We start from the raw sequence: 18301 nt of genomic DNA on the forward strand, positions 1-18301 counted from the left end.
TTGAGGCATGCTCGAACTCAACGGAATTAATCGCTCCTTCGGCGACCGACGCGTGCTGCGCGACGTCTCGTTCACCGTGGCACCCGGCCGGATGACCGGTTTTGTCGGCGGCAACGGCGCCGGCAAGACCACCACGATGCGGATCGTGCTCGGGGTGCTCGGCGCCGACGCCGGCACGGTCACCTGGAACGGCTCGCCGCTCACCGCGAACGCGCGCACCCGCTTCGGCTACATGCCGGAGGAACGCGGCTTGTACGCGAAGATGAAGGTGGCCGAGCAGATCATTTACCTCGGTCGGTTGCACGGCATGTCGACGGATGCCGCGAAGCGCAGCACCGCGCACCTGCTCGACCAGCTCGGCCTGGCCGAACGCGCCGACTCCACCATCGAGAGCCTGTCGCTCGGCAACCAGCAGCGCGCGCAGATCGCGGCGGCGCTGGTGCACGACCCCGAGGTGCTGATCCTCGACGAACCGTTCTCTGGCCTCGACCCGATCGCGGTGGAGGTGGTGCAGGGCGTGCTCACCGGGTTCGCCGCGAAGGGCGCCCCTGTGCTGTTCTCGTCGCACCAGCTCGACATCGTGGAGCGCCTCTGCGACGACCTGGTCGTGATCGCGGACGGCGAGATCCGCGCCAGCGGCTCCCGCGAGGGGCTGCGCGCGGCGCATTCCCGTGACCAGTTCGAACTGCACCTCGACGGAGATGCCGGCTGGCTGCGCCAGGAGGCCGGCGTCACCGTGCTCGATTTCGACGGCGGCTACGCCCTGTTCGAGGTCGACCACCACGACACCGCGCAGCGCGTACTGCAGCGCGCCGTCGCCACCGCGCCCGTGCGGCAGTTCGCTCCGCAGCATCCGTCGCTCGCTCAGATTTTCAAGGAGGTCATCAAGTGACCAGCTCCCGCTACGCCACACCCGGATTCCTGCAGGCCACCTGGCTCGTTGCCGAACGGGAGGTGAAGATGCGGCTGCGCAGCAAGGTGTTCCTGATCTCCAGCGGCATCCTGTTGCTCATCGTGCTCGCCGGCGTGGTGCTGCCGCCGCTGTTCGGCGCAAACTCGTCGCTGCCGAAGGTCGCCGCGGTCGGCTCGGCGGTCGCGGTCGCCGAGCAGACCGGTGCACTCGAGGTCACCGAGGCGGCGTCGGTCGCCGAGGCGGAGGATCTGGTGCGCACCGAAGAGGTCGAGGCGGCGCTGGTGCCCGCATCCGGCGGGGATTCGCCGTTGGATGTCTCGGTGATCGCCCTTGAGGAGGCGCCGTCGTCGATCGTCGGCCTGTTCAGCGTCGCGCCGTCCGTCGAGCTGCTCGACCCATCCGGTGAGAATCCCGGGCTGGTCTACCTGGTGGCGCTCGCGTTCGGCATGATCTTCTTCGTGTCGGCGCTGACCTTCGGCTCGATCATCGCGCAGAGCGTCGTCGAGGAGAAGCAGACGCGCATTGTGGAGATCCTGATGGCCACCGTGCCGGTGCGGGTGCTGCTCGCCGGCAAGATCGTCGGCAACAGCCTGCTCGCGTTCGGCCAGATCCTTCTGATCGCGGTCGTGACCGGGGTGGGCATGCTGGCATCCGGTCAGGACCTGCTGCTCGCCGACGTCGGGCCGTCGATCGTCTGGTTCGTGGTGTTCTTCCTGTTCGGCTTCGTGCTGCTGGCCGCGCTGTTCGCGGCGACCGGCGCGATGGTGTCGCGCCAGGAGGACATCGGCTCGACCACCACGCCGGTGACGATGCTGGTGATGATCCCGTACTTCCTGATCATCTTCTTCTACGACAACCCGCTGGTGCTGACGATCATGTCGTACGTGCCGTTCTCCGCGCCGGTTGGGATGCCGATGCGGGTGTTCCTCGGCGACGCGCTGTGGTGGGAGCCGCTGGTCTCGCTGGTGGTGCTGGTGCTCTCGACCCTCGTGGTGATTGCCCTCGGATCGCGCATCTACTCGAACTCGCTGCTTCGCACCGGCGCGCGAGTCACCCTGAAGGAAGCGCTGCGCGGCTAGGCCTGCGGCGGCGCCAAGGCGGCCGCCTGCTCCACGGTGAGTGGGCGAGCCGCCCGGCCGTCGAGGAGCAGCTGCAGCCGTGCGGTGGCTTCGAGCTCCTCGATCGCGTCCATCGCCGCGTCCAGGGTCAACCCCGAGACGATGGCGCCATGGTTGCTCAGCAGCATCGCCGAATGGGATGCCGCGGTGTGCTCAGCGAGTGGGCCGAGGGCCGCATCCCCTGGCGCGTGGTACGGGAGAAGGGCGGCGCGGCCGACGCGCATCGCGAAGTACGCCGTTAGCGGCGGGATGGCATTCGTGGGATCGAGCCCGGCAAGGCACGACACGGCCGTGCTGTACGTCGAGTGAGTGTGCACTACAGCTGTGTCCTGCGGCCGTGCCCGCAGGATCGCGGCGTGTAGGAAGCTCTCCTTCGACGGTTTTCGGCCGGAAACGTGGGCGCCGGAACGATCGATGACCGAGAGGTCCGCCGCCTGAACTGTCCCGAGGCTGCTTCCGGTGGGCGTGACGTAGATCTGCTCCCCGACGCGCACGCTGACATTGCCGGTCCTGCCGTGCGCGAGTCCGCGGCTGAATAGGGAGTGGGCGGCGCTCACGATGTCGGCCCGAGCGCGTGCCTCGGCGGTCATGCAAGGTCCTTCGCGGGTTGACGTGGTTGGACGGCGCGGACCAGCAGGTCCTTGTCACCGAAGTTTCCGGACTTGAGCAGCAGCGCGCGGCGCGGCTCACTGCCTGTGTAGATCCACGGCACGCCAGGTGCGGCTTCGGCACCGATGACGCCGCCGCTCACGGCGAGCGCCGAGACCACCGCCCCCGATGTTTCCCCGCCCGCCACGACGATTCGCCGGATGTCACGTTCGATGAGTCCCTGTGCGATGCGGGCGGTCGCCGATTCCAAGATCTCCGAGGCTCGCTGTGCACCGAGAGCCTCTTGCGTTGCGCGCAACTCGTCTGGTGGAAGTGACGAGTAGATCAGTGCCGCGGTGGGCGGGCGTTCGGAGTCGAACCAGGCGAGGGCAGCGTCCGCGAGGGCGTCAGGGTCTGGCGTCTTCACTGCGTCGAGTCGGTATGAGGGGTAGCTGCGCTTCATTTCGGCAAGCTGCTCGAGGGTTCGTGCCGAGCAGCTTCCAGCAAGCACAACCGACACCGCGCTTCCTACCGGGTCCGAGTCATCCGACTCCATTTCGCCGAGTCCCAGCCCGCGGGCTCGTGCAATGCCTAATCCACTAGCCAATCCGGCGGCGCCCGTGACCAGGGGCGCATCGAGGATGGCCTCACCGATGACCCTGAGGTCATCCTCGGTGGCGGCGTCCACGACGGCGTACCGATCGCCGCTGAGTTCTGCGTCGGAGAGAGCGGCCGCGATGGCGTTCACTCCTGCCGAGACCGTACGGATATCCACCAGTCTTACTGGCCGCTCCGTCTGCGACTGCAGCACGCGGGGGATGAACGAATCCGTCATCGGCGTGAGGGGATGGTTGCTCATCGCGGATTCACTGAGCAGATTCTGGCCGACGAACAGCTGCCCCATGAACTGGCGACGGTCGTGACCGGGCGAACTGGGCACGACCGTCGTCACGGGCGCGCCGACCAGATCCGCCAACGCGTCAGCGACCGGTCCGATGTTTCCTCGGGAAGTCGAATCGAAGGTCGAACAGTACTTGAAGAAGAGCTGACTCATTCCGTGTGCCTGAAGCCAGGCTCCCGCCTCAAGCGACTGCCGCACGGCCTCGTCGGGCGCGATCGTGCGCGACTTGAGTGCGATGACGATCGCGTCGGCGGCCGTCAATTCCAGGTCGTCAGCGGGGATTCCGAAGAAGATCAGCACCCGTAGCCCGGCGCGACGAAACGCCACCGCGACATCCGTTGCTCCCGTGAAATCGTCGGCGATCGCGCCGATCATGACTGGGGCTCCGGCAGCATCAAAATCCCTTAACGCCGAGCGCGCGCGAGACGTCCTCAAGGTGATCGCGCATGTGCGCGACCGCGGCGTCAGCATCACGGCGACGGATGGCGTCGAGAATTGCGCTGTGGTATTCGAAGCCGCGGTGCCCGCGGCCGGGGACGTGCAGCGCGGATTGGCGAACCTGGAACAGCACGTCGCGGAGCGAATCGAGGATGATCGCGTACAGCGGATTGTGGGTGGCCTTGGCGATCATGCCGTGGAACTCGACGTCGGCCGCAGCAGCGTCCTCGGTGGTTGGGTCACCCGCCATCCGCGCGTGAATGGCCTCCAGCTGCTTGATGTCATCATCAGTGGCGTTCTCGCAGGCGATCTTGGCAATTTGCAACTCGAGCATGAGGCGGACCTCATGCACGTGCGAGTACTCGAGTTCTTCGGAGCCCCGCAGGAAGGAGCGGAACGCGTCGGTGACCAGGGAGGCATCCGCCGAGGCGACGCTTGCTCCCACGCCCGAGCGCACCGTCACGATGCCGCGGGCGGCGAGCCCCCTCAGCGCCTCACGCACAACGGTGCGCGATACCCCGAATCCGTCGCAGAGTTCCCGCTCGGACGGGAGCTTGTCTCCCGCGACCAGCTTGTTGTCGATGATCGTCTTGGCGATCTGATCGCTGACCTGTTCGGCCAGAGTGTGCGCCTTCAGCCCGTCGCCGAAGGCGGTGACGTGGGTCGTGGTCATCAGGCTCGCTCCTTCAATACGGGAACCATCCTCGCGAGTCCGGCGAGGGACAGTTCGGGGGTTCTGCCCCCTGCGGACTGCAGATGTTCCATTGTGATCCACCCGGCGTATCCCCGGCCGAGAAGATCGGTGAGGAACGATTCGAGCGGTTCATCAGGATATTCGATGGCGCCTCTGGATGTGGTTTCCGCGATCTGGACCAGCGCCGGCAGTTCGTCCGAGCCGGCGAGCGCGTCGGCCGCCACGTGCCCGGACTCGACGACGTGGTAGGTGTCGAAGATCAGCCCGACGGTCGCCAGCCCGTGCTGGGTCAGGAAGCGCGCCGCGGCGCCCTGCTCGGTGATCAGTGTCACGAGCTTGGGGTTCTGGGGCTCAATGAGTACCCGCGCGTCCAGGCGCTCGGCGTGAGCGGCCACCTGCGCGAGCGAATCCGCGAGCAGCTCGTAGTGACGGGCGGGGTCGGTGACGACATCCGGCTCCATGATCCGACCGAAGGAGACCCCGGTGCCCAGCTCGGCCGCGTGCTCGACCAAACGCTTGGACTCGGCGACGGTCTGCGCCCGCAGGTCGTCGTCGGCGGAGCTGAGGCTCAGGCCACGTTCCTGCCGCATCGGGCCGGTCGCCAGAGCGCTCACGCCCAGGCCGGACTCCTGCAACCGAGCGCGCACGTCCGTCAACGGGAACTCCAGCGGTGACTGAACCTGCAGCTCTACGCCGTCATAGCCGACCGCCCGCAACACGTCGACCGCGTCGTGAAACGACCCCTCGAATGCGGTGTTCATCAGGATGGTCGCCTCCGGTGACATCACCGTGTAGGCCACCCGGGAAGGCGCGCTCACTTCAGCACCTCCAGGATCTCTGCGGTGTACTGCGACGTGGAGGCGGATCCGCCGACGTCGACGGTCACCGCCGTGCCGCGCTCCAACACCGTGCGCACCGCGTCCCGCACGCGGGTGGCCTCCTCGGCCAACCCGACATGCTCAAGCAGCAGAGCGCCCGAGAGCACCATGCCGGTGGGGTTGGCGATCCCCTGGCCCGCAATGTCGGGAGCTGCACCATGGCAGGCCTCGAACATCGCCGCCTTGGTGCCCAGGTTGGCGCCCGGGCCGAGGCCGAGACTGCCGGCCGCGGCGGCGGCAACATCAGAAAGGATGTCTCCGTACTGGTTGTCGAGCAAGACGACCGAATTCTCGATCTGTCCTCGCACGATGTACATGCCGAGCGCATCCACCATGACATCGACGAACTCGATGTCCGGGTTCGCCTCAGCGACTTCGCGCGTGATCGACAGCTGCATCCCGTCGACGATGTTGAGCACGTTGGCCTTGTGTCCCAGAACGACCTTGTTGTAGCCGGTCGAGCGGGCGAGGTCGAAGGCATGCTCGGCGATCCGTCGCCATCCGCTCACGGTCACGGTCTTCAACGCGAACGCGCTGTCGCCGATCCGGTGCTCGATGCCGCTGTAGATGCCTTCGGACACCTCCCGGACGATCGTGAACTCGGGTCGGCGGGGCTGGTCTCCGATGCGGAACGCCGGGATCGGCCGATCGTTCGCGTACAGATCGAACGCACGACGCAGACCGTTGTTGACGCTGGGCCAGACCTGCAGGGTGTCGTCGATCACCTTCACGACCCGCCCGGTGCCTTTCGGCGCGCTCAGCGGCCCCTTGAGGATGGTGCCCAGATCCAACAGGCGGTCGAGCTTCGCGTCCGGAAGCGGGTCACCGGCGTGACCCTCCTCGGTCAGGTGGCCGACGGCGTGGAATTCGTACGACAGGCCCGGCGCCACAGCTCCGAGCACATCGATCGTGGACGCAATGATCTCGGGCCCGATGCCGTCCCCCTGGATCACTCCGATGGTGGTGGTGGGGTGGTGCGTCATGTCGTCTCGATTCTTTCTGGGGCCTGTCGAAGGAAAGCAATGGCGTACGGGAGGCCCCAGTCGACGGGGACTTCGTATGTGCGCTGGAACGGTTCGGCGAGTGGCGCGAGCGAGTACTGCGCGAGCACGATTCGCCCGCTGCCGCCGGCGACGCTCGCCGCAAGCGCGCCGGTGTCCGGGCCGTCGCCGAGACCGGATGCCGGGTCACCCTGCCAGCGCACCCAGTCGACGCGGGCCAGCTGCGCGATACCGGTGCGCTCGAGGTGGTATTCGACCGCCGGCCGCGCGGCCTCGGCGCTGTAGACGATCGTGAGGTGCGTTGCCTGGTCCCGGGCGATCGCGTCGAACATGAGTTCGTCGGGTCCGGTGACCGGCAGCTCGACGGTCTGCCTGATCTCCTCGACCGTTTCGGGAAAGCTGGAGCAGGTCAGCCAGATGGCATCGACCCCGCCGGACCGGAGTGTCAGAGCCATGTCTTTCAGCCTGGATCCGGAGTCCACGCCCTGCGCGAGATCGGGCAGCAGGCGGTCGTCCAACAGGGCCCACGCAGCGGCATCCGGCAGCTCGTCGCGTAGATACTGCCGGGCGATCGCCAGCGCGCTGTCCGCGGCGTTGATGATGCCGATCTTGGTCATTGTTCCTCCCAGCCGTGACGGGTCGCGAAATCCGCGAGCCGCACCACCTCATCGCTCGTCATGGATTCGTAGGCCGCGAAGACAACGGCCAGGGTGCCGAGCGCGTCGTTGATCGTGGATTCCAGCGGCACTCGGCCGTTCCGGGCGTCGAGGAAGTGCTGGAAAGCGGTGGCATAGCTCTGTTCGTACGCGCGGGGCTCGGCAGGGAACGTCTCAATCTGGCGACCGCTCGGTGCATCCCGTACGACGGTAAGGTCGCCGTTCTGGTCTATCGTCGCCGTGCCTCCGGTGCCTTCGACGCGAACCTGTTCGCTGAGCACCGGGGCGGACTGAATCGAGTGCGACGCGTAACTACGATCGATGACTGCGGTAGCCGCCTCGTAGCCGAGCATCAGGGTGACCACGTCTTCCCCGGCGATTCCCGGCGCGATCGAGTGCCCGCGGGCGTGCACGGTCGTCGGCGTTCCGAGCACGCTCCGGAGTGCGTCGATCTGGTGGATCGCCGACTCCAGCAGCAGGAACCTGTCCAGCTCGGCGAAGTACGGCTGGCGCGCCAGGCTGAACGGCACGTCGGGGTGCGCGGAGGAGCGGATGGTGCCCGCGAACCGGGCCGACGAGGCGACGTGGAAGATTCTGCCGAGCTCGCCCCGATCGGCGATTCCCTTGAGCCGGCGGTACCAGGACCGGTACCGCCAGTTGTCGTTGACCATGACGAGGGATGTCGCGTCCCGTGCGCGCCGCGCCACCGCGACGGCTTCATCGAAGTCCGCGCAGAGCGGCTTCTGGCAGATCGCGTCCAGGTTCCGGTCGAACGCCTGTTGCAGCAGCTCGGCGTGCGTCGACGGAGTGGTCGCGATGTCCAGCACGTCGACGGCGACCGTGTCGAGCGCCTCATCGATCGTGGAGAACGCCCAGCCGACGCCGAACTCGCGGACACGATCGGCGGCGCGGGCCTGGTCGGGATCGATCACAGCGACGACCTGCGCTCCCTGCAGATCGGCCCAGGCGCGCAGATGGTATTGGCTGACGTGGCCTGCCCCGACGAGGGCGACCCGTGTTGGCGCGGTCATGCGTCGCCATCCCATCCGAGCAGCGCGGCGGCGTTCCGTTCGCCGGCGGTCGCGAGGTCTTCGTCCGAGATGCCTGCGCTGGACAGGTCGTCGATGAACTGCACGAATCCCGCCGCAGGGTCGACTGAATCGGGCTGGCCGAGGTCGCTGCCGAGCACATTCCGCTCGATGCCGACGGCGCGCATCTGCGCGACCATTCCCGCTAGGTCGAGGGCGGTGTTGCGGCTGCGCGGCACGACGCGCTCCAGGAATGCTCCCTGCCGCGCCAGCTGTGACTGCACTTCGACGGTCATGCCGACCTCGTTGTGGTCGGGATGGGTGACAACGCGGCGCGCAACGCCGAGCCGCTCGGCCAACTCGAACACGTCCACGGTTGCGGCCGGAGGAAGGTGACCGCTGCAGAGCACCAGGTCGTACTGGGCACACAGTTCGAGGATCGGCCAGACCCGCGCGCGCAAGCCGTCGGCGCCGTCCCGCGCCGATTCGGCCAGGATGGACTCCGCGTCCTGCGTGGGAAGCCAGACGACGCGGCCACCGCTTCGTGCGGCAGCTTCGACAGCCGCGGGGTTCAGCCCGCCCACTCCCGAGTTCAGCGCCACGCCGCCGGCGACGCGCACCGCGTCCTGGCTCGAATCGAGGATCGCCGCACCCACCGAGGTGGGCAACTGGTGGCTCTTGTAGACGACGCCGCGAGCGCCGACACGGGCGTAGTCCTGGATGACTCGGGCACCGTCATACTTGCGCGGCCGGTCATCCGGCGCGAAATGCAGATGAAAATCGATGGGTCGCACTATCCCTTCAGCGCTCCCGCCGAGAGCCCAGCCGCCATGTACTTCTGGATGAACAGGAACAGCACGAATGCTGGGATCAGAGTGAGGAGACAGGCGGCCATGAACGGGCCCATGTACTGAACGTTGCCGCCGAGTCCGAGGAACGACCGGAGTCCGACTTGAAGCATGGTGACGTCTCCCTTGAACAGGATGGCGCTCGCCCAAATGAAGTCGTTCCAGATCTGCAAGAACACAATGCACGACACCGCGACCAGGCCCGTGCGTGAGACGGGGAGGAACACCCGGAAGAATGTCCCGATGCGTGAGCAGCCGTCGATGGATGCAGCCTCTTCCAGCTCAGCTGGGCAGCTGCTCTGGAAGTATCCGTGCAGCACGAGCGCAGCGAACGGAGTGGCGAACCCGGTGTATGTCAGGATCATGCCCAGATAGGTGTTAATCAGCCCGAAGTCCTCGAGCATGAAGTAGACCGGGATGAGCCGCGTGATCTCTGGCAACAACTGGTTCAGCACCAGGATGCCGAGCACTACGCCGACGATTCGCAACTTCGAGCGCGCGGTGATGTATGCCGCCATGCTCGAGATGATCGTCGTCAGCAGCGCTGCGGAGATGCCGACGAGGAGCGAGTTTCCCATCTGCTGTAGGAACGGCATCATCGCGAGGGCGTCGCGAAAATTGTCGAGCGTCGGGCTCGTCGGAAGCCAAATCGGCGGCGCTGCCGATATCTCGCCGGCGGGCTGGAATGCGCTCTTGACCATCCAGAAGAACGGGAGCAGCAGGTAGATTGCGAGACCAACAGAGATCACAGCGCCGATGACGAAACTGAATACTCGGATCGGGTTGAGGCGCCTCGGGCGTGCAAGGGTTGCCGTCGTCATGAGTTGCTCTCCCGTGTGCGGCGGTCCAGAACTATGTAAACCGCACCGATAATCGCGCTGACAACGAGGATGATGCTGCTCGCCGCGGCCGCTAGCCCGTACTGACCGTTCACGAAAGCCTCGTGGTACGAATACACCGCGAGCACGTTGGTTAGGTTCGCGGGCCCACCACCGGTCATGAGGTACACCAGTTCGAAGTGTCCGACGGTTCCGATGAGCAAGAGCGCGGTGAGGATGAAGATCGTCGGTCGCAGGAGCGGCAGGGTGATGTGGACGAACGTCTGCCAGCGGTTTGCGCCGTCGACTTTCGCCGAGTCATACACGGCGTTGTCGATCGATTGGAGCCCCGCGAGGAGCAAGGTGATGGCCAGTGGCAGACCACCCCAGACGCGGGCGATCGCGATCGCGATCAGCGGGATGCTGAACGGACCCCAGGTGCCCGTCTCCCCCAGGAACCGGATTGGCGCGTCGATCCAGCCGAGTTCCATGAGGACCTGGTTGATGGGACTTTGTCCAGGCGAGAAGATCCACAACCAGATCGCCGACGCGACGATTCCCGGGACGAACCAGGGCATCAGTGCGACGCCGCGCAGCAAACCGGTGCCGAACAGTTTGCGGTTGAGTACCGGGGCGACCGCCAAGCCGAGCCCGACGATCGCAACCGTCACCACGACCCCGAATGTGGCGGTGTTCAGTGCGGTCTGCAGAAACTCCCGGTCGGTCAGGATGACGACGTAGTTGTCGAATCCGACGAACGGAGTACCGGCGAAATTGACCCGGAAGATGTCGTAGTCGAGAAAGCTCAGCCGGATTGTGTCGAACATCGGGTAGAGCCCAAAGACGGCAACGATCAGCAGAGCGGGGAGGACCATTAGCCCGTCGAAGAGGAATCGGCGCCGGCGGACGCGCCGGCGTCCGGGACCGTGAGTCGATCGCCGCGCCGGCGCGGCGGGGGTCTCGGGAGCTAGCTTGTCAGGAGCCAGCTGCAAAGAGCTTGAGCTCATCGAGGACCACCTCCTCCTCGGCCGGGTCGCCGGAAATTCCCGCGATCCGGATGGTCAGGCTGCCGTCATCCGCAAACTCGAGCTTGGCCCAGCAGTGATGGGTCCGGCTGCGAACCGCAGTCCACGCGGGCGCTGTCTCGTTGGCGAACGTGGAGAAGGACTTGTTGATGTTGCTCATCTTCCCGCCAGGACTCACCTTCACCCAGACGGTTCCCTCGCCCTCGCCATAGCCGCTTAGCGCCTGTGTCGTCGGCGTGTTCGTGGCTGGGACATCCCGCAGGGGGAACGTGCGTTCGTAAGCCTGGTCGTGGGTGGTGAGCACAACTCGGATGCCGAGCCTCTCGAAGACTGGACCGAGTTGCGCGCGCAACTCCAGGTTGGACGGATGATTGGTGCCGTCGGCGAACGGAGCGACGTGCATATACGGGATGACCCACTCGAAACCGCGACGCTGTGCGTCTTCGATATCGGCGATCATCCAATCGATTCGCGCCTGGGGAATGGCCTCCCACATCTCCCACGCGGACAGCGCCACGAAGTGCACGTGCCCTACATCGAACGAGTAGCAGTGAATGTCGTCGCGGCCGTCGGGCGTTGCGAAGCGGTCGAGCCACGGTTCGATCCGCTCTTGTAAGAACGGCATCAGTTCGTGGTTGCCCCAGGTGGGCTGGACCGGAGCCACCGAGAAGGCAGGCTCCATCTGGTTGAAGAAGTAGTCGATCGCATCCTCGAGGTATTCGAACCGGCGGTCGGTGTCGTAATAGGCGAAGTCCCCGCCCTCGAGGGTGACGAGTGGCCGGTAGTCGGCGATGCTCTGGATTACCCGAGCGGTGCCGTTGGTCAGTCCGTCGCGGCGCCCGACGAGGCCGGTGTCGGCGACGAAGGCGACGTTGAACGCGAAACGTTGCAGTGCGGGCGCTGCCGTGGCGAATTCGCGCGCCTCGGTCCACGCCCCTGCCGCAATCTCGACCGAGTACTCGTAGCCGCCTTGGGGCTTCAGCCCGGTGAATGCCGCCTCGCGAACGGCGCCGGTCTCCACCACCGTCCGCACCGTCGAGTTGACGGGCTGCCACTCAGCGGCCCCGGTTTCGCGAATGCGGGCACCGAGTGCCGTGGCGGCATCCGGCGTCTTCCACACGACGTTCATCGTGGTGGCGCTGTCGCCCACCCATGACAGGTGCACCTCGTTGCGGTCCGCGAAGTCGTCGCGGAAGTCGGCCCTGTTCATCACTCGAGGTTCCTTCGTCGTATCGGTCATGCTCGTCCTCTCACCGCTCCGGTCATCCGCCCCAGTTCATAGAAGAAGGAGCGCTTGCGCGGGGTCGTGAGGCCCCACTGCACGGGCGGACACTGGTAGCCGTCGTTGTAGTCGTTGGCGTCACCTGGATCGAAGAAGCCCCAGGAGGCGTAGTTCTCGGTCGCCGCGAGGAAGTTGTTGGTGGGCTTGAAGAAATCGAAGTGGTTGTCCTCGTTGAAGACGATCGGCTTGCCGCCGCCCGTCCGGTGCGCCTTCATGCGTACGTCGCGCACCATCTCGGCGATGATCCCCGGGTCGTCGAGCCCGTTGGCATGCAGCAGGACGAAGTCCATCGCCCCGACCAGTTCCGCCGCTGGCAGGTAGTCGTCGGGCATCGCCCCGTAGCTCGCCGAAACCGGCCGATCCGTGAGCTCGCGCACCCGGGCGATCAGCTCAGGAATGCGGTCCGGGGTCAGGATGTCGTGACTGTAGCGCGGCACGTTGCACTCGTTGGCGACTTCGATCACGACGTTCGTCACGTCGTTCTCGTCCAGCCAGCGGATGACGTTCTCGGTGGCGCGGACCACGGCCGCCTCGTCGGCGAGGTGGTGATCCTGGCCGAAGTAGAACAGGCCGAGGATCACCACCATGCCGTACTGATCGGCCGCATCCAGCACGAGCTTGAGGCGCCGCATCCACTCTGGTTTGAGCGATCCATCAGCCTCGTAGGCAGACACCTTCCACGGTTGCTGGACGGGCACGACGCCGTCGGCCCCGCGGCCGCGCACAGGATTTCCGCACTGCAGGTTCAGCGTGAGCCCGAGCAACCCGAACGACCGCCAGGTGGGCAGCAACGCGAGGAACTCGTTCGTATTCCGGTCAGGGTCCCAGGTCCCGGTGTCGGGGTAGGCCCACCGGGCGCGCGTCTCGGGATTCTCGTCATCGAAGATGGCCTGAACCATTCTCGAGTTGAAGAGGAGTCCTTCGATACTCGTGTCCTCAAACCCCTGACCCCGATACGTGGGTTTGCCATTGATGAGGAACTGCTGTCCGACGATGGAAACTCGTGTGCTGCCCAATTGTCTCTCGCTCTTTTCGTGTCGTGACTTACGGTTTCGATATGCGTCTTGGCTGTTACTGCCCTCGGTCGAGAACCTCCTGCATCTTGACCTGCGCATCGGCGAGCGCAGTATCGATGTCGGCTCCGGAGACGACGACCGCTGCGAACAGGTCCCACAGCACCCCGCCGGGCTTCTCATCCCGAATGATCGTCCAGAACGGCGACGGAGCCTGAGACGAATGCGCTTCCTCAGCAAGCACGGTGCCGAGCACCGCCTGATAGTCCTCGGATGTCCAGAATTCGGACTGCGTGACACTCAGGTTCGTGCTCATGGCACCGCTCACCTCGGAGATCACCTGCATGTTTTCGTCTTCGCTCAGGAAGGCGATGAACTCTGCTGCCTCGTCGGGATGTTCCGTGCCTTGGAGCACACCCCAGTAACCGGCGCCCGTGTACGCAGCGGAGCCAGCCGACCCAGCCGGCGGTGGCGCTGCAGCCCATTTGCCCTCCAGTTCGGGGTTGTCTCGGGTCAATGAGTCAAAGTCGGAAGACGTGGCCTGAGCGATCATGGCCACTCGGCCGGTGCGGAAGTCGGTCATGGCGTCATAGTTCGGATCCATGAAGTCGGGCGGCACCGAACCGTCCTCGGCCAATGAGGCCATCCATTCGAGTGCCTCACGCATCTCAGGCGTATCCAGCGTCGCGGTCTTCCCGTCCGGTGTCATGTATTCGCCGCCGGCCTGCCACAGCGCCGGGATGAGCCCCTGCACGACGTCAACACTGCCGAACGTAAAGCCCCACTGCTGTGCGCCCTCGTCGGTCAGCTCAGCTGCGTACTCGCGAACCTCGTCCCAGGTCGCCGGTGGCTCTGTGAAGCCAGCCGCTTCAAGGAGATCTGTGCGGTAGAGCATGGCCCGTGGATCGGCCCGCCAGGGAATGCCGTAGAACTCGCCATCCCACTGAGCATCACCCAGCAGGGGTTTGGCGAACCGCTCCTCCAGATCGGGCCAGTAGTCGTCCTTAAAGTCTGAGATAGGCATCGGGCCGGCCTTGCCACCGCCCAGTTGCACGTTCGTGTGCAGCTGATACATGTCGCCGACGTCGGGGGCGTCTGCGCCCTGGGCGACGAGGAGCCAGCGATCACGCGACTGGGCGAAGTCGATGAACTCGACCTCCACCGCCGTGCCGGTCTTCTCTTCGAAGTCCGCCGCGAGCCCTTCGACCGTGGTGCGCCATTCGGCCGGGTCGCCATAGATCTGTGTCCAGAACTCGAGTGTGACGTCCTCGCCGCTGCTGGTTGGTTCACTCGCGGAACAGCCCGCCAGTGCCAGTAGACCTGCTACCGCCACAGCTGCCGTGATCCTGATTGATTTCACCATTGAAACCTCAATTCAGTCGAAATGTGTGTTGCGCCTGGTATGACAGGATGACAGCCAGACCGCGTTGGTGTCAACGATCCAGTTTGGCTTCCCGAGAGACCCCCTGCCCTCGACAGCAAAGAACCCCGGGAGCATGCTCCCGGGGTTCTTTGCTCCTGTTCGTCAGGCTAGTCGCCGACCGTCCCGTCGTAGTGGAACACGAGGATGGAACCGGGGTTCTCCAGCTGGTCGGTCGAGTCGCCGTTGGTGCCGCGGGCAAGGCCGCCGGTGTCGGTGGCCACGTAGACGGTGGTTCCGTCGGGGTGGATGGCGGTGTCCCGGTACCGGTTCACGCTGCGCCACAGCGGCTCGCTGTCTCCGACCGACTGGCCGTCAGCGGCGAGCTCCACGCGGTAGACCTGCCCGTCCTTCAGCGTCGGCATCAGGAACGAGTTCTCCCATCCCGGGATGGCGTTCTGCGCGTAGAAGTCCAGGCTCGACGGTGCGATCGTCGGGTAGCAGATGAAGAACAGCCCGGACGGCTCGCACGCTTCACCCGAGAAATCGTGCGTCGATGGAACCGTGTAATAGGTTCGCAGCGGCTGCACGAATGCCGGGTCGTTGAAGTCGGACTCGATGTACTGCGGCACGACATCCGGAATCACGAAGGCGTCGTACGGCACGGTGGTGCCGCAGCCGGGCGCTGCCGACCAGTCGCCGAAGACGTAACCGCTGTTGTCCTTGTATCCAGCGACGTAGGGCCAGCCGTAGTTGCCGCCTGCCTGCAGGAGGTTCAGCTCGTCGTCACTCTTCGGCCCCTGTTCTGATGAGTACAGCAGGTCGTTGGACGCGAAGACGATTCCCTGCGCGTTGCGGTGCCCGTAGGTGTAGATGTGGCTGACGACGCCGTTTAGTTCGGGGTTGTCGTCGGGGATCGACCCGTCGAGGTTGAGGCGCAGCGACTTGCCCTGATAGGCGGTCCAGTCGCTGGCTCCGATCTCGTCTGCTGTGGGCAGCCGTTGAGCCAGGTTCGGCCGGCAGGCGTTCGAGTCCTGGTTGTTTCCGCGGTCGCCGATCGTGTAATAGAGCCTGTCGTCGGGGCCGTACAGCAGCCGACCGGAGTTGTGATCGTCGCTCGCGATCAGCCCGCTGATCAGGTCGGTCGGGTCGCCCAGCGTGTCACTGTCCTGGTCGTAGCTGTAGCGCACCAGCTTCTGCCGGCGGTCCAGCGCCTCGCCCGGGTCACCGTCGTAGGTGTACGAGAGGTACACATAACTGCTGTCATCCCCGTTCAGCAGATCGGGGTGCAGTGCCATGCCAAGCAGGCCGTCTTGCTCGCCGGGTGTCGCCACGACCTCGGGAATGGTGAGGATCGTCTTCGTGGACCCGTCGGCGGGGTTCACCTTGGTGACCTTGCCGGCGTTTCTCTCGGTGACCCAGAGCCAGCCGTCTGGTCCGTAGATGATCTCGAAAGGATTATTGAGGCCAGTCGTCAGGACCTCGGAGGAGAAGTCATCTGAGCTGGCGGCCGGCTCATCGCTGCCTTGCTGCTCCCCTGCTGCGGTCGCGGGGATCGCCATCCCCAACGTCAGGGGAATCGCTAGGGGAATGGACAGGGCGACGATGCCCTTTTTATGGAGCTTCATTGTTCGTGTCTCCCGAAGGATTGCCAAAAGGCGGTATGGATATGAGATCCGGCGTTCGGGTCGCCGTGCGATGCGGGGAACTGGGGCAGCGTGCCCGGCCCGACCGCGCTATTACGGCGGCGACGTTACGCCCGCCACTCGGCGCGGTCAACAGACACGACGATTGCGCGAGGGGACAGAATGGTCGAGTGACTCAACTCCACGACACCGACCGCCGCGGCTTCGCCTCGGACAACTACGCCGGCGCCCACCCCGAGGTGCTCGCCGCGATCGCCGAGGCCAACGGCGGCCACCAGGTCGCCTATGGCGAAGACGTGTACACGGCCCGGCTGCAGGAGCTGATGCGCGAGCACTTCGGCGAGCAGACCGAGACCTACCCGGTGTTCAACGGCACCGGCGCGAACGTCACCGCGCTGACCAGCCTGCTGCCACGTTGGGGTGCCGTGATCGCCGCGAAGACCGCGCACATCAACACCGACGAGAACGGCGCCCCCGAGCGGGTGAGCGGGCTGAAGCTGCTGACCGTCGACACCCCGGACGGCAAGCTCACCCCCGACCTGATCGACCTGGAGGCCTGGGGGTGGGGCGACGAGCACCGCGCGCAGCCGCTCGCGGTCAGCATCACCCAGACCACCGAACTCGGCACGCTGTATTCGGTGGACGAGATCCGTGCGATCGCCGAGCACGCGCACTCCCACGGGATGGCGCTGCACATGGACGGTGCCCGCATCTCCAACGCGGCGGCGGCGCTCGGGGTGCCGCTCCGCGATTTCACCACCGACGCGGGCGTCGACATTCTGAGCTTCGGCGGCACCAAGAACGGTGTGCTGTACGGCGAGGCGGTCGTGGTGCTGAACCCCGCGGCATCCGTCGGCATGATTTTCCTGCGCAAGCTGTCGATGCAGCTGGCGTCGAAGATGCGGTTCGTGTCGGCGCAGCTGATCGCGTTGCTGACGGATGACCTGTACCTGCGCTCGGCCGGACATGCCAACGCGATGGCGACCCGGCTGCGGGCGGCGGTCGAGGGCATCGACGGGCTCGGCTTCACCCAGCCCACCCAGTCGAACGCGGTGTTTGCGGTGCTGCCGCCCAGGGTTGCCGACCGGCTGCGCGAGAAGTTCCGCTTCTACGACTGGAACCCGGCCACCGGAGAGGTGCGCTGGATGTGCTCGTTCGACACCACGGAGGCCGATATCGACGCGTTCGCTGCGGCGATCCGCGAGGAGCTGGCGCGCTGAAGTAGTGCTTGCCGGCCGGTCGCCGGTTTCAGCGCAGCGCCCGGTAGTGGGCGCGTTGCTCAGGGCTGAGGTGCTCGGTGGCGTAGCTCAGCATGGTCCGCGGCATCCGTGACGCGTGCTCGTCGAGGAATCCGGTGAGCACCGCGCGATCCACCTTCTTGCCGACCTCGCGCAGCATCCAGCCGACCGCCTTGTGCATCAGGTCTTCGCGATCGTCGAGCAGCCGGGTCGCGAGACGCAGCGTCGGGGCGGCGTCGCCGGCCTTGATGAAGGCGAAGGTGGCGAGGACCGCGGCCCGGCGCTGCCAGAGGGAGTCGCTCTCCGCCAGCTGGTCGAGCAGCACCAGCGACAGCGGCGGGTCGCGCAGGTACTCGCCGATCAGGTCTGGGGCGGACGAGTCGATCAGGTCCCAGTTGTTCACCCGCCCGGCCCGCAGCGCCTGCAGATAGGAGTTGTGCAGCTCGGCTCGGGCGTGCTCGTCGCGCGAGCGCGGCCGGCTCTCGCGCCGGAACTGCGCCACCATCACCATCAAGGCCGCCAGCCGGTGCTCGTGCACGGGGCTGTGCAGCAGGGCGGATGCCTCGGCCAGCGGCATCCGCTCGAATCGCGTCACCAGCGCCCGAGTGGCCGGAACCCGTACGCCGACGAAGACATCGCCCTCGCCGTATTGGCCTGGCCCGGTCTTGAAGAAGCGCTGCAGGAACGCGGCATCCTCGGGGTTGCCGGCCGCGTCGAGCGCCGCGGCGAGCGCCGCGGCGAGCGCGATCGACGTGAGCGGCGGGTCGGTGTCAGCGGCCATGCCGGAACCCTAGTTGAACCGCGCGGTGTTTCTCACACCGCGCAGGGCTATGTAGCGCCGCATTGAGTGAGAAAC

Annotated in this window: 18 protein-coding genes; 3 read left to right on the forward strand and 15 right to left on the reverse strand. The window is 65.9% G+C overall.

The genetic code is table 11. From position 1 onward, the window contains the following. The first annotated feature begins 7 nt into the window (after positions 1 to 7). On the forward strand, positions 8 to 892 hold the full coding sequence (locus tag HCT51_RS17420) for an ABC transporter ATP-binding protein (protein ID WP_166880818.1): 885 nt from the start codon (positions 8 to 10) through the stop codon (positions 890 to 892). Then, on the forward strand, positions 889 to 1992 hold the full coding sequence (locus HCT51_RS17425; RefSeq protein WP_224760568.1) for an ABC transporter permease: 1104 nt from the start codon (positions 889 to 891) through the stop codon (positions 1990 to 1992). The genes HCT51_RS17420 and HCT51_RS17425 overlap by 4 nt, the downstream gene beginning before the upstream one ends. Here the strand turns inward: HCT51_RS17425 and otnC are convergent. The 14 genes from otnC to HCT51_RS17495 all read right to left on the reverse strand — a co-directional run bounded on the left by otnC (position 1989) and on the right by HCT51_RS17495 (position 16189). Next, positions 1989 to 2621 (reverse strand): 3-oxo-tetronate 4-phosphate decarboxylase, encoded by a 633-nt coding sequence (gene otnC, locus HCT51_RS17430; RefSeq protein WP_166880816.1) that lies wholly within the window; start codon positions 2619 to 2621, stop codon positions 1989 to 1991. The genes HCT51_RS17425 and otnC overlap by 4 nt on opposite strands. Continuing rightward, positions 2618 to 3895, reverse strand: coding sequence for a 3-oxo-tetronate kinase (gene otnK / locus HCT51_RS17435; RefSeq protein ID WP_166880813.1), 1278 nt, complete (start codon positions 3893 to 3895; stop codon positions 2618 to 2620). The genes otnC and otnK overlap by 4 nt, the downstream gene beginning before the upstream one ends. Positions 3896 to 3914: 19 nt before the next feature. Then, the gene (locus HCT51_RS17440; RefSeq protein ID WP_166880810.1) at positions 3915 to 4631 is read right to left on the reverse strand and encodes a FadR/GntR family transcriptional regulator; all 717 of its coding nucleotides are present in this window, start codon (positions 4629 to 4631) and stop codon (positions 3915 to 3917) included. Next, positions 4631 to 5470: a sugar phosphate isomerase/epimerase family protein gene (locus HCT51_RS17445; RefSeq protein WP_166880808.1), complete on the reverse strand. Its 840-nt coding sequence runs from the start codon at positions 5468 to 5470 to the stop codon at positions 4631 to 4633. Before HCT51_RS17445 ends, HCT51_RS17440 begins: the two co-directional genes overlap by 1 nt. Further along, positions 5467 to 6513, reverse strand: coding sequence for an isocitrate/isopropylmalate dehydrogenase family protein (locus tag HCT51_RS17450; protein ID WP_166880806.1), 1047 nt, complete (start codon positions 6511 to 6513; stop codon positions 5467 to 5469). Before HCT51_RS17450 ends, HCT51_RS17445 begins: the two co-directional genes overlap by 4 nt. Next, a complete protein-coding gene (locus tag HCT51_RS17455; protein WP_166880804.1) occupies positions 6510 to 7148 on the reverse strand; it encodes an aspartate/glutamate racemase family protein in 639 nt (212 codons plus the stop codon). The genes HCT51_RS17450 and HCT51_RS17455 overlap by 4 nt, the downstream gene beginning before the upstream one ends. After that, positions 7145 to 8218 carry a Gfo/Idh/MocA family protein gene (locus tag HCT51_RS17460; RefSeq protein WP_166880802.1) on the reverse strand — a complete coding sequence of 358 codons (1074 nt, stop codon included), beginning with the start codon at positions 8216 to 8218 and terminating at the stop codon, positions 7145 to 7147. Before HCT51_RS17460 ends, HCT51_RS17455 begins: the two co-directional genes overlap by 4 nt. Continuing rightward, on the reverse strand, positions 8215 to 9009 hold the full coding sequence (locus HCT51_RS17465) for a DUF6282 family protein (RefSeq protein ID WP_166880800.1): 795 nt from the start codon (positions 9007 to 9009) through the stop codon (positions 8215 to 8217). The genes HCT51_RS17460 and HCT51_RS17465 overlap by 4 nt, the downstream gene beginning before the upstream one ends. Then, on the reverse strand, positions 9009 to 9884 hold the full coding sequence (locus HCT51_RS17470) for a carbohydrate ABC transporter permease (protein ID WP_166880798.1): 876 nt from the start codon (positions 9882 to 9884) through the stop codon (positions 9009 to 9011). Before HCT51_RS17470 ends, HCT51_RS17465 begins: the two co-directional genes overlap by 1 nt. After that, on the reverse strand, positions 9881 to 10756 hold the full coding sequence (locus tag HCT51_RS17475; RefSeq protein WP_166880796.1) for a carbohydrate ABC transporter permease: 876 nt from the start codon (positions 10754 to 10756) through the stop codon (positions 9881 to 9883). The genes HCT51_RS17470 and HCT51_RS17475 overlap by 4 nt, the downstream gene beginning before the upstream one ends. 100 nt (positions 10757 to 10856) lie before the next feature. Next, a complete protein-coding gene (locus tag HCT51_RS17480) occupies positions 10857 to 12146 on the reverse strand; it encodes a purple acid phosphatase family protein (protein WP_166880793.1) in 1290 nt (429 codons plus the stop codon). After that, positions 12143 to 13087, reverse strand: coding sequence for a glycoside hydrolase family 5 protein (locus HCT51_RS17485; RefSeq protein WP_224760569.1), 945 nt, complete (start codon positions 13085 to 13087; stop codon positions 12143 to 12145). Before HCT51_RS17485 ends, HCT51_RS17480 begins: the two co-directional genes overlap by 4 nt. Before the next feature lie 172 nt (positions 13088 to 13259). Beyond that, positions 13260 to 14564 (reverse strand): ABC transporter substrate-binding protein, encoded by a 1305-nt coding sequence (locus tag HCT51_RS17490; RefSeq protein WP_166880788.1) that lies wholly within the window; start codon positions 14562 to 14564, stop codon positions 13260 to 13262. Between the two features lie 167 nt (positions 14565 to 14731). Then, a complete protein-coding gene (locus HCT51_RS17495) occupies positions 14732 to 16189 on the reverse strand; it encodes a glucose/sorbosone family PQQ-dependent dehydrogenase (protein WP_224760570.1) in 1458 nt (485 codons plus the stop codon). A 188-nt stretch (positions 16190 to 16377) separates the two neighbouring features. Between HCT51_RS17495 and HCT51_RS17500 the strand changes: the two genes are divergently transcribed. Next, positions 16378 to 17427 (forward strand): threonine aldolase family protein, encoded by a 1050-nt coding sequence (locus HCT51_RS17500; RefSeq protein WP_224760571.1) that lies wholly within the window; start codon positions 16378 to 16380, stop codon positions 17425 to 17427. 28 nt (positions 17428 to 17455) lie between these two features. Here HCT51_RS17500 and HCT51_RS17505 read toward each other — a convergent pair whose 3' ends face one another. Further along, positions 17456 to 18226, reverse strand: a complete 771-nt coding sequence (locus tag HCT51_RS17505) for a DNA alkylation repair protein (protein WP_166880784.1) — start codon at positions 18224 to 18226, stop codon at positions 17456 to 17458. Positions 18227 to 18301 lie beyond the last annotated feature (75 nt).

Source organism: Salinibacterium sp. ZJ450, assembly GCF_011751885.2.
In the GTDB taxonomy this organism is placed as follows: Bacteria; Actinomycetota; Actinomycetes; order Actinomycetales; family Microbacteriaceae; genus Ruicaihuangia.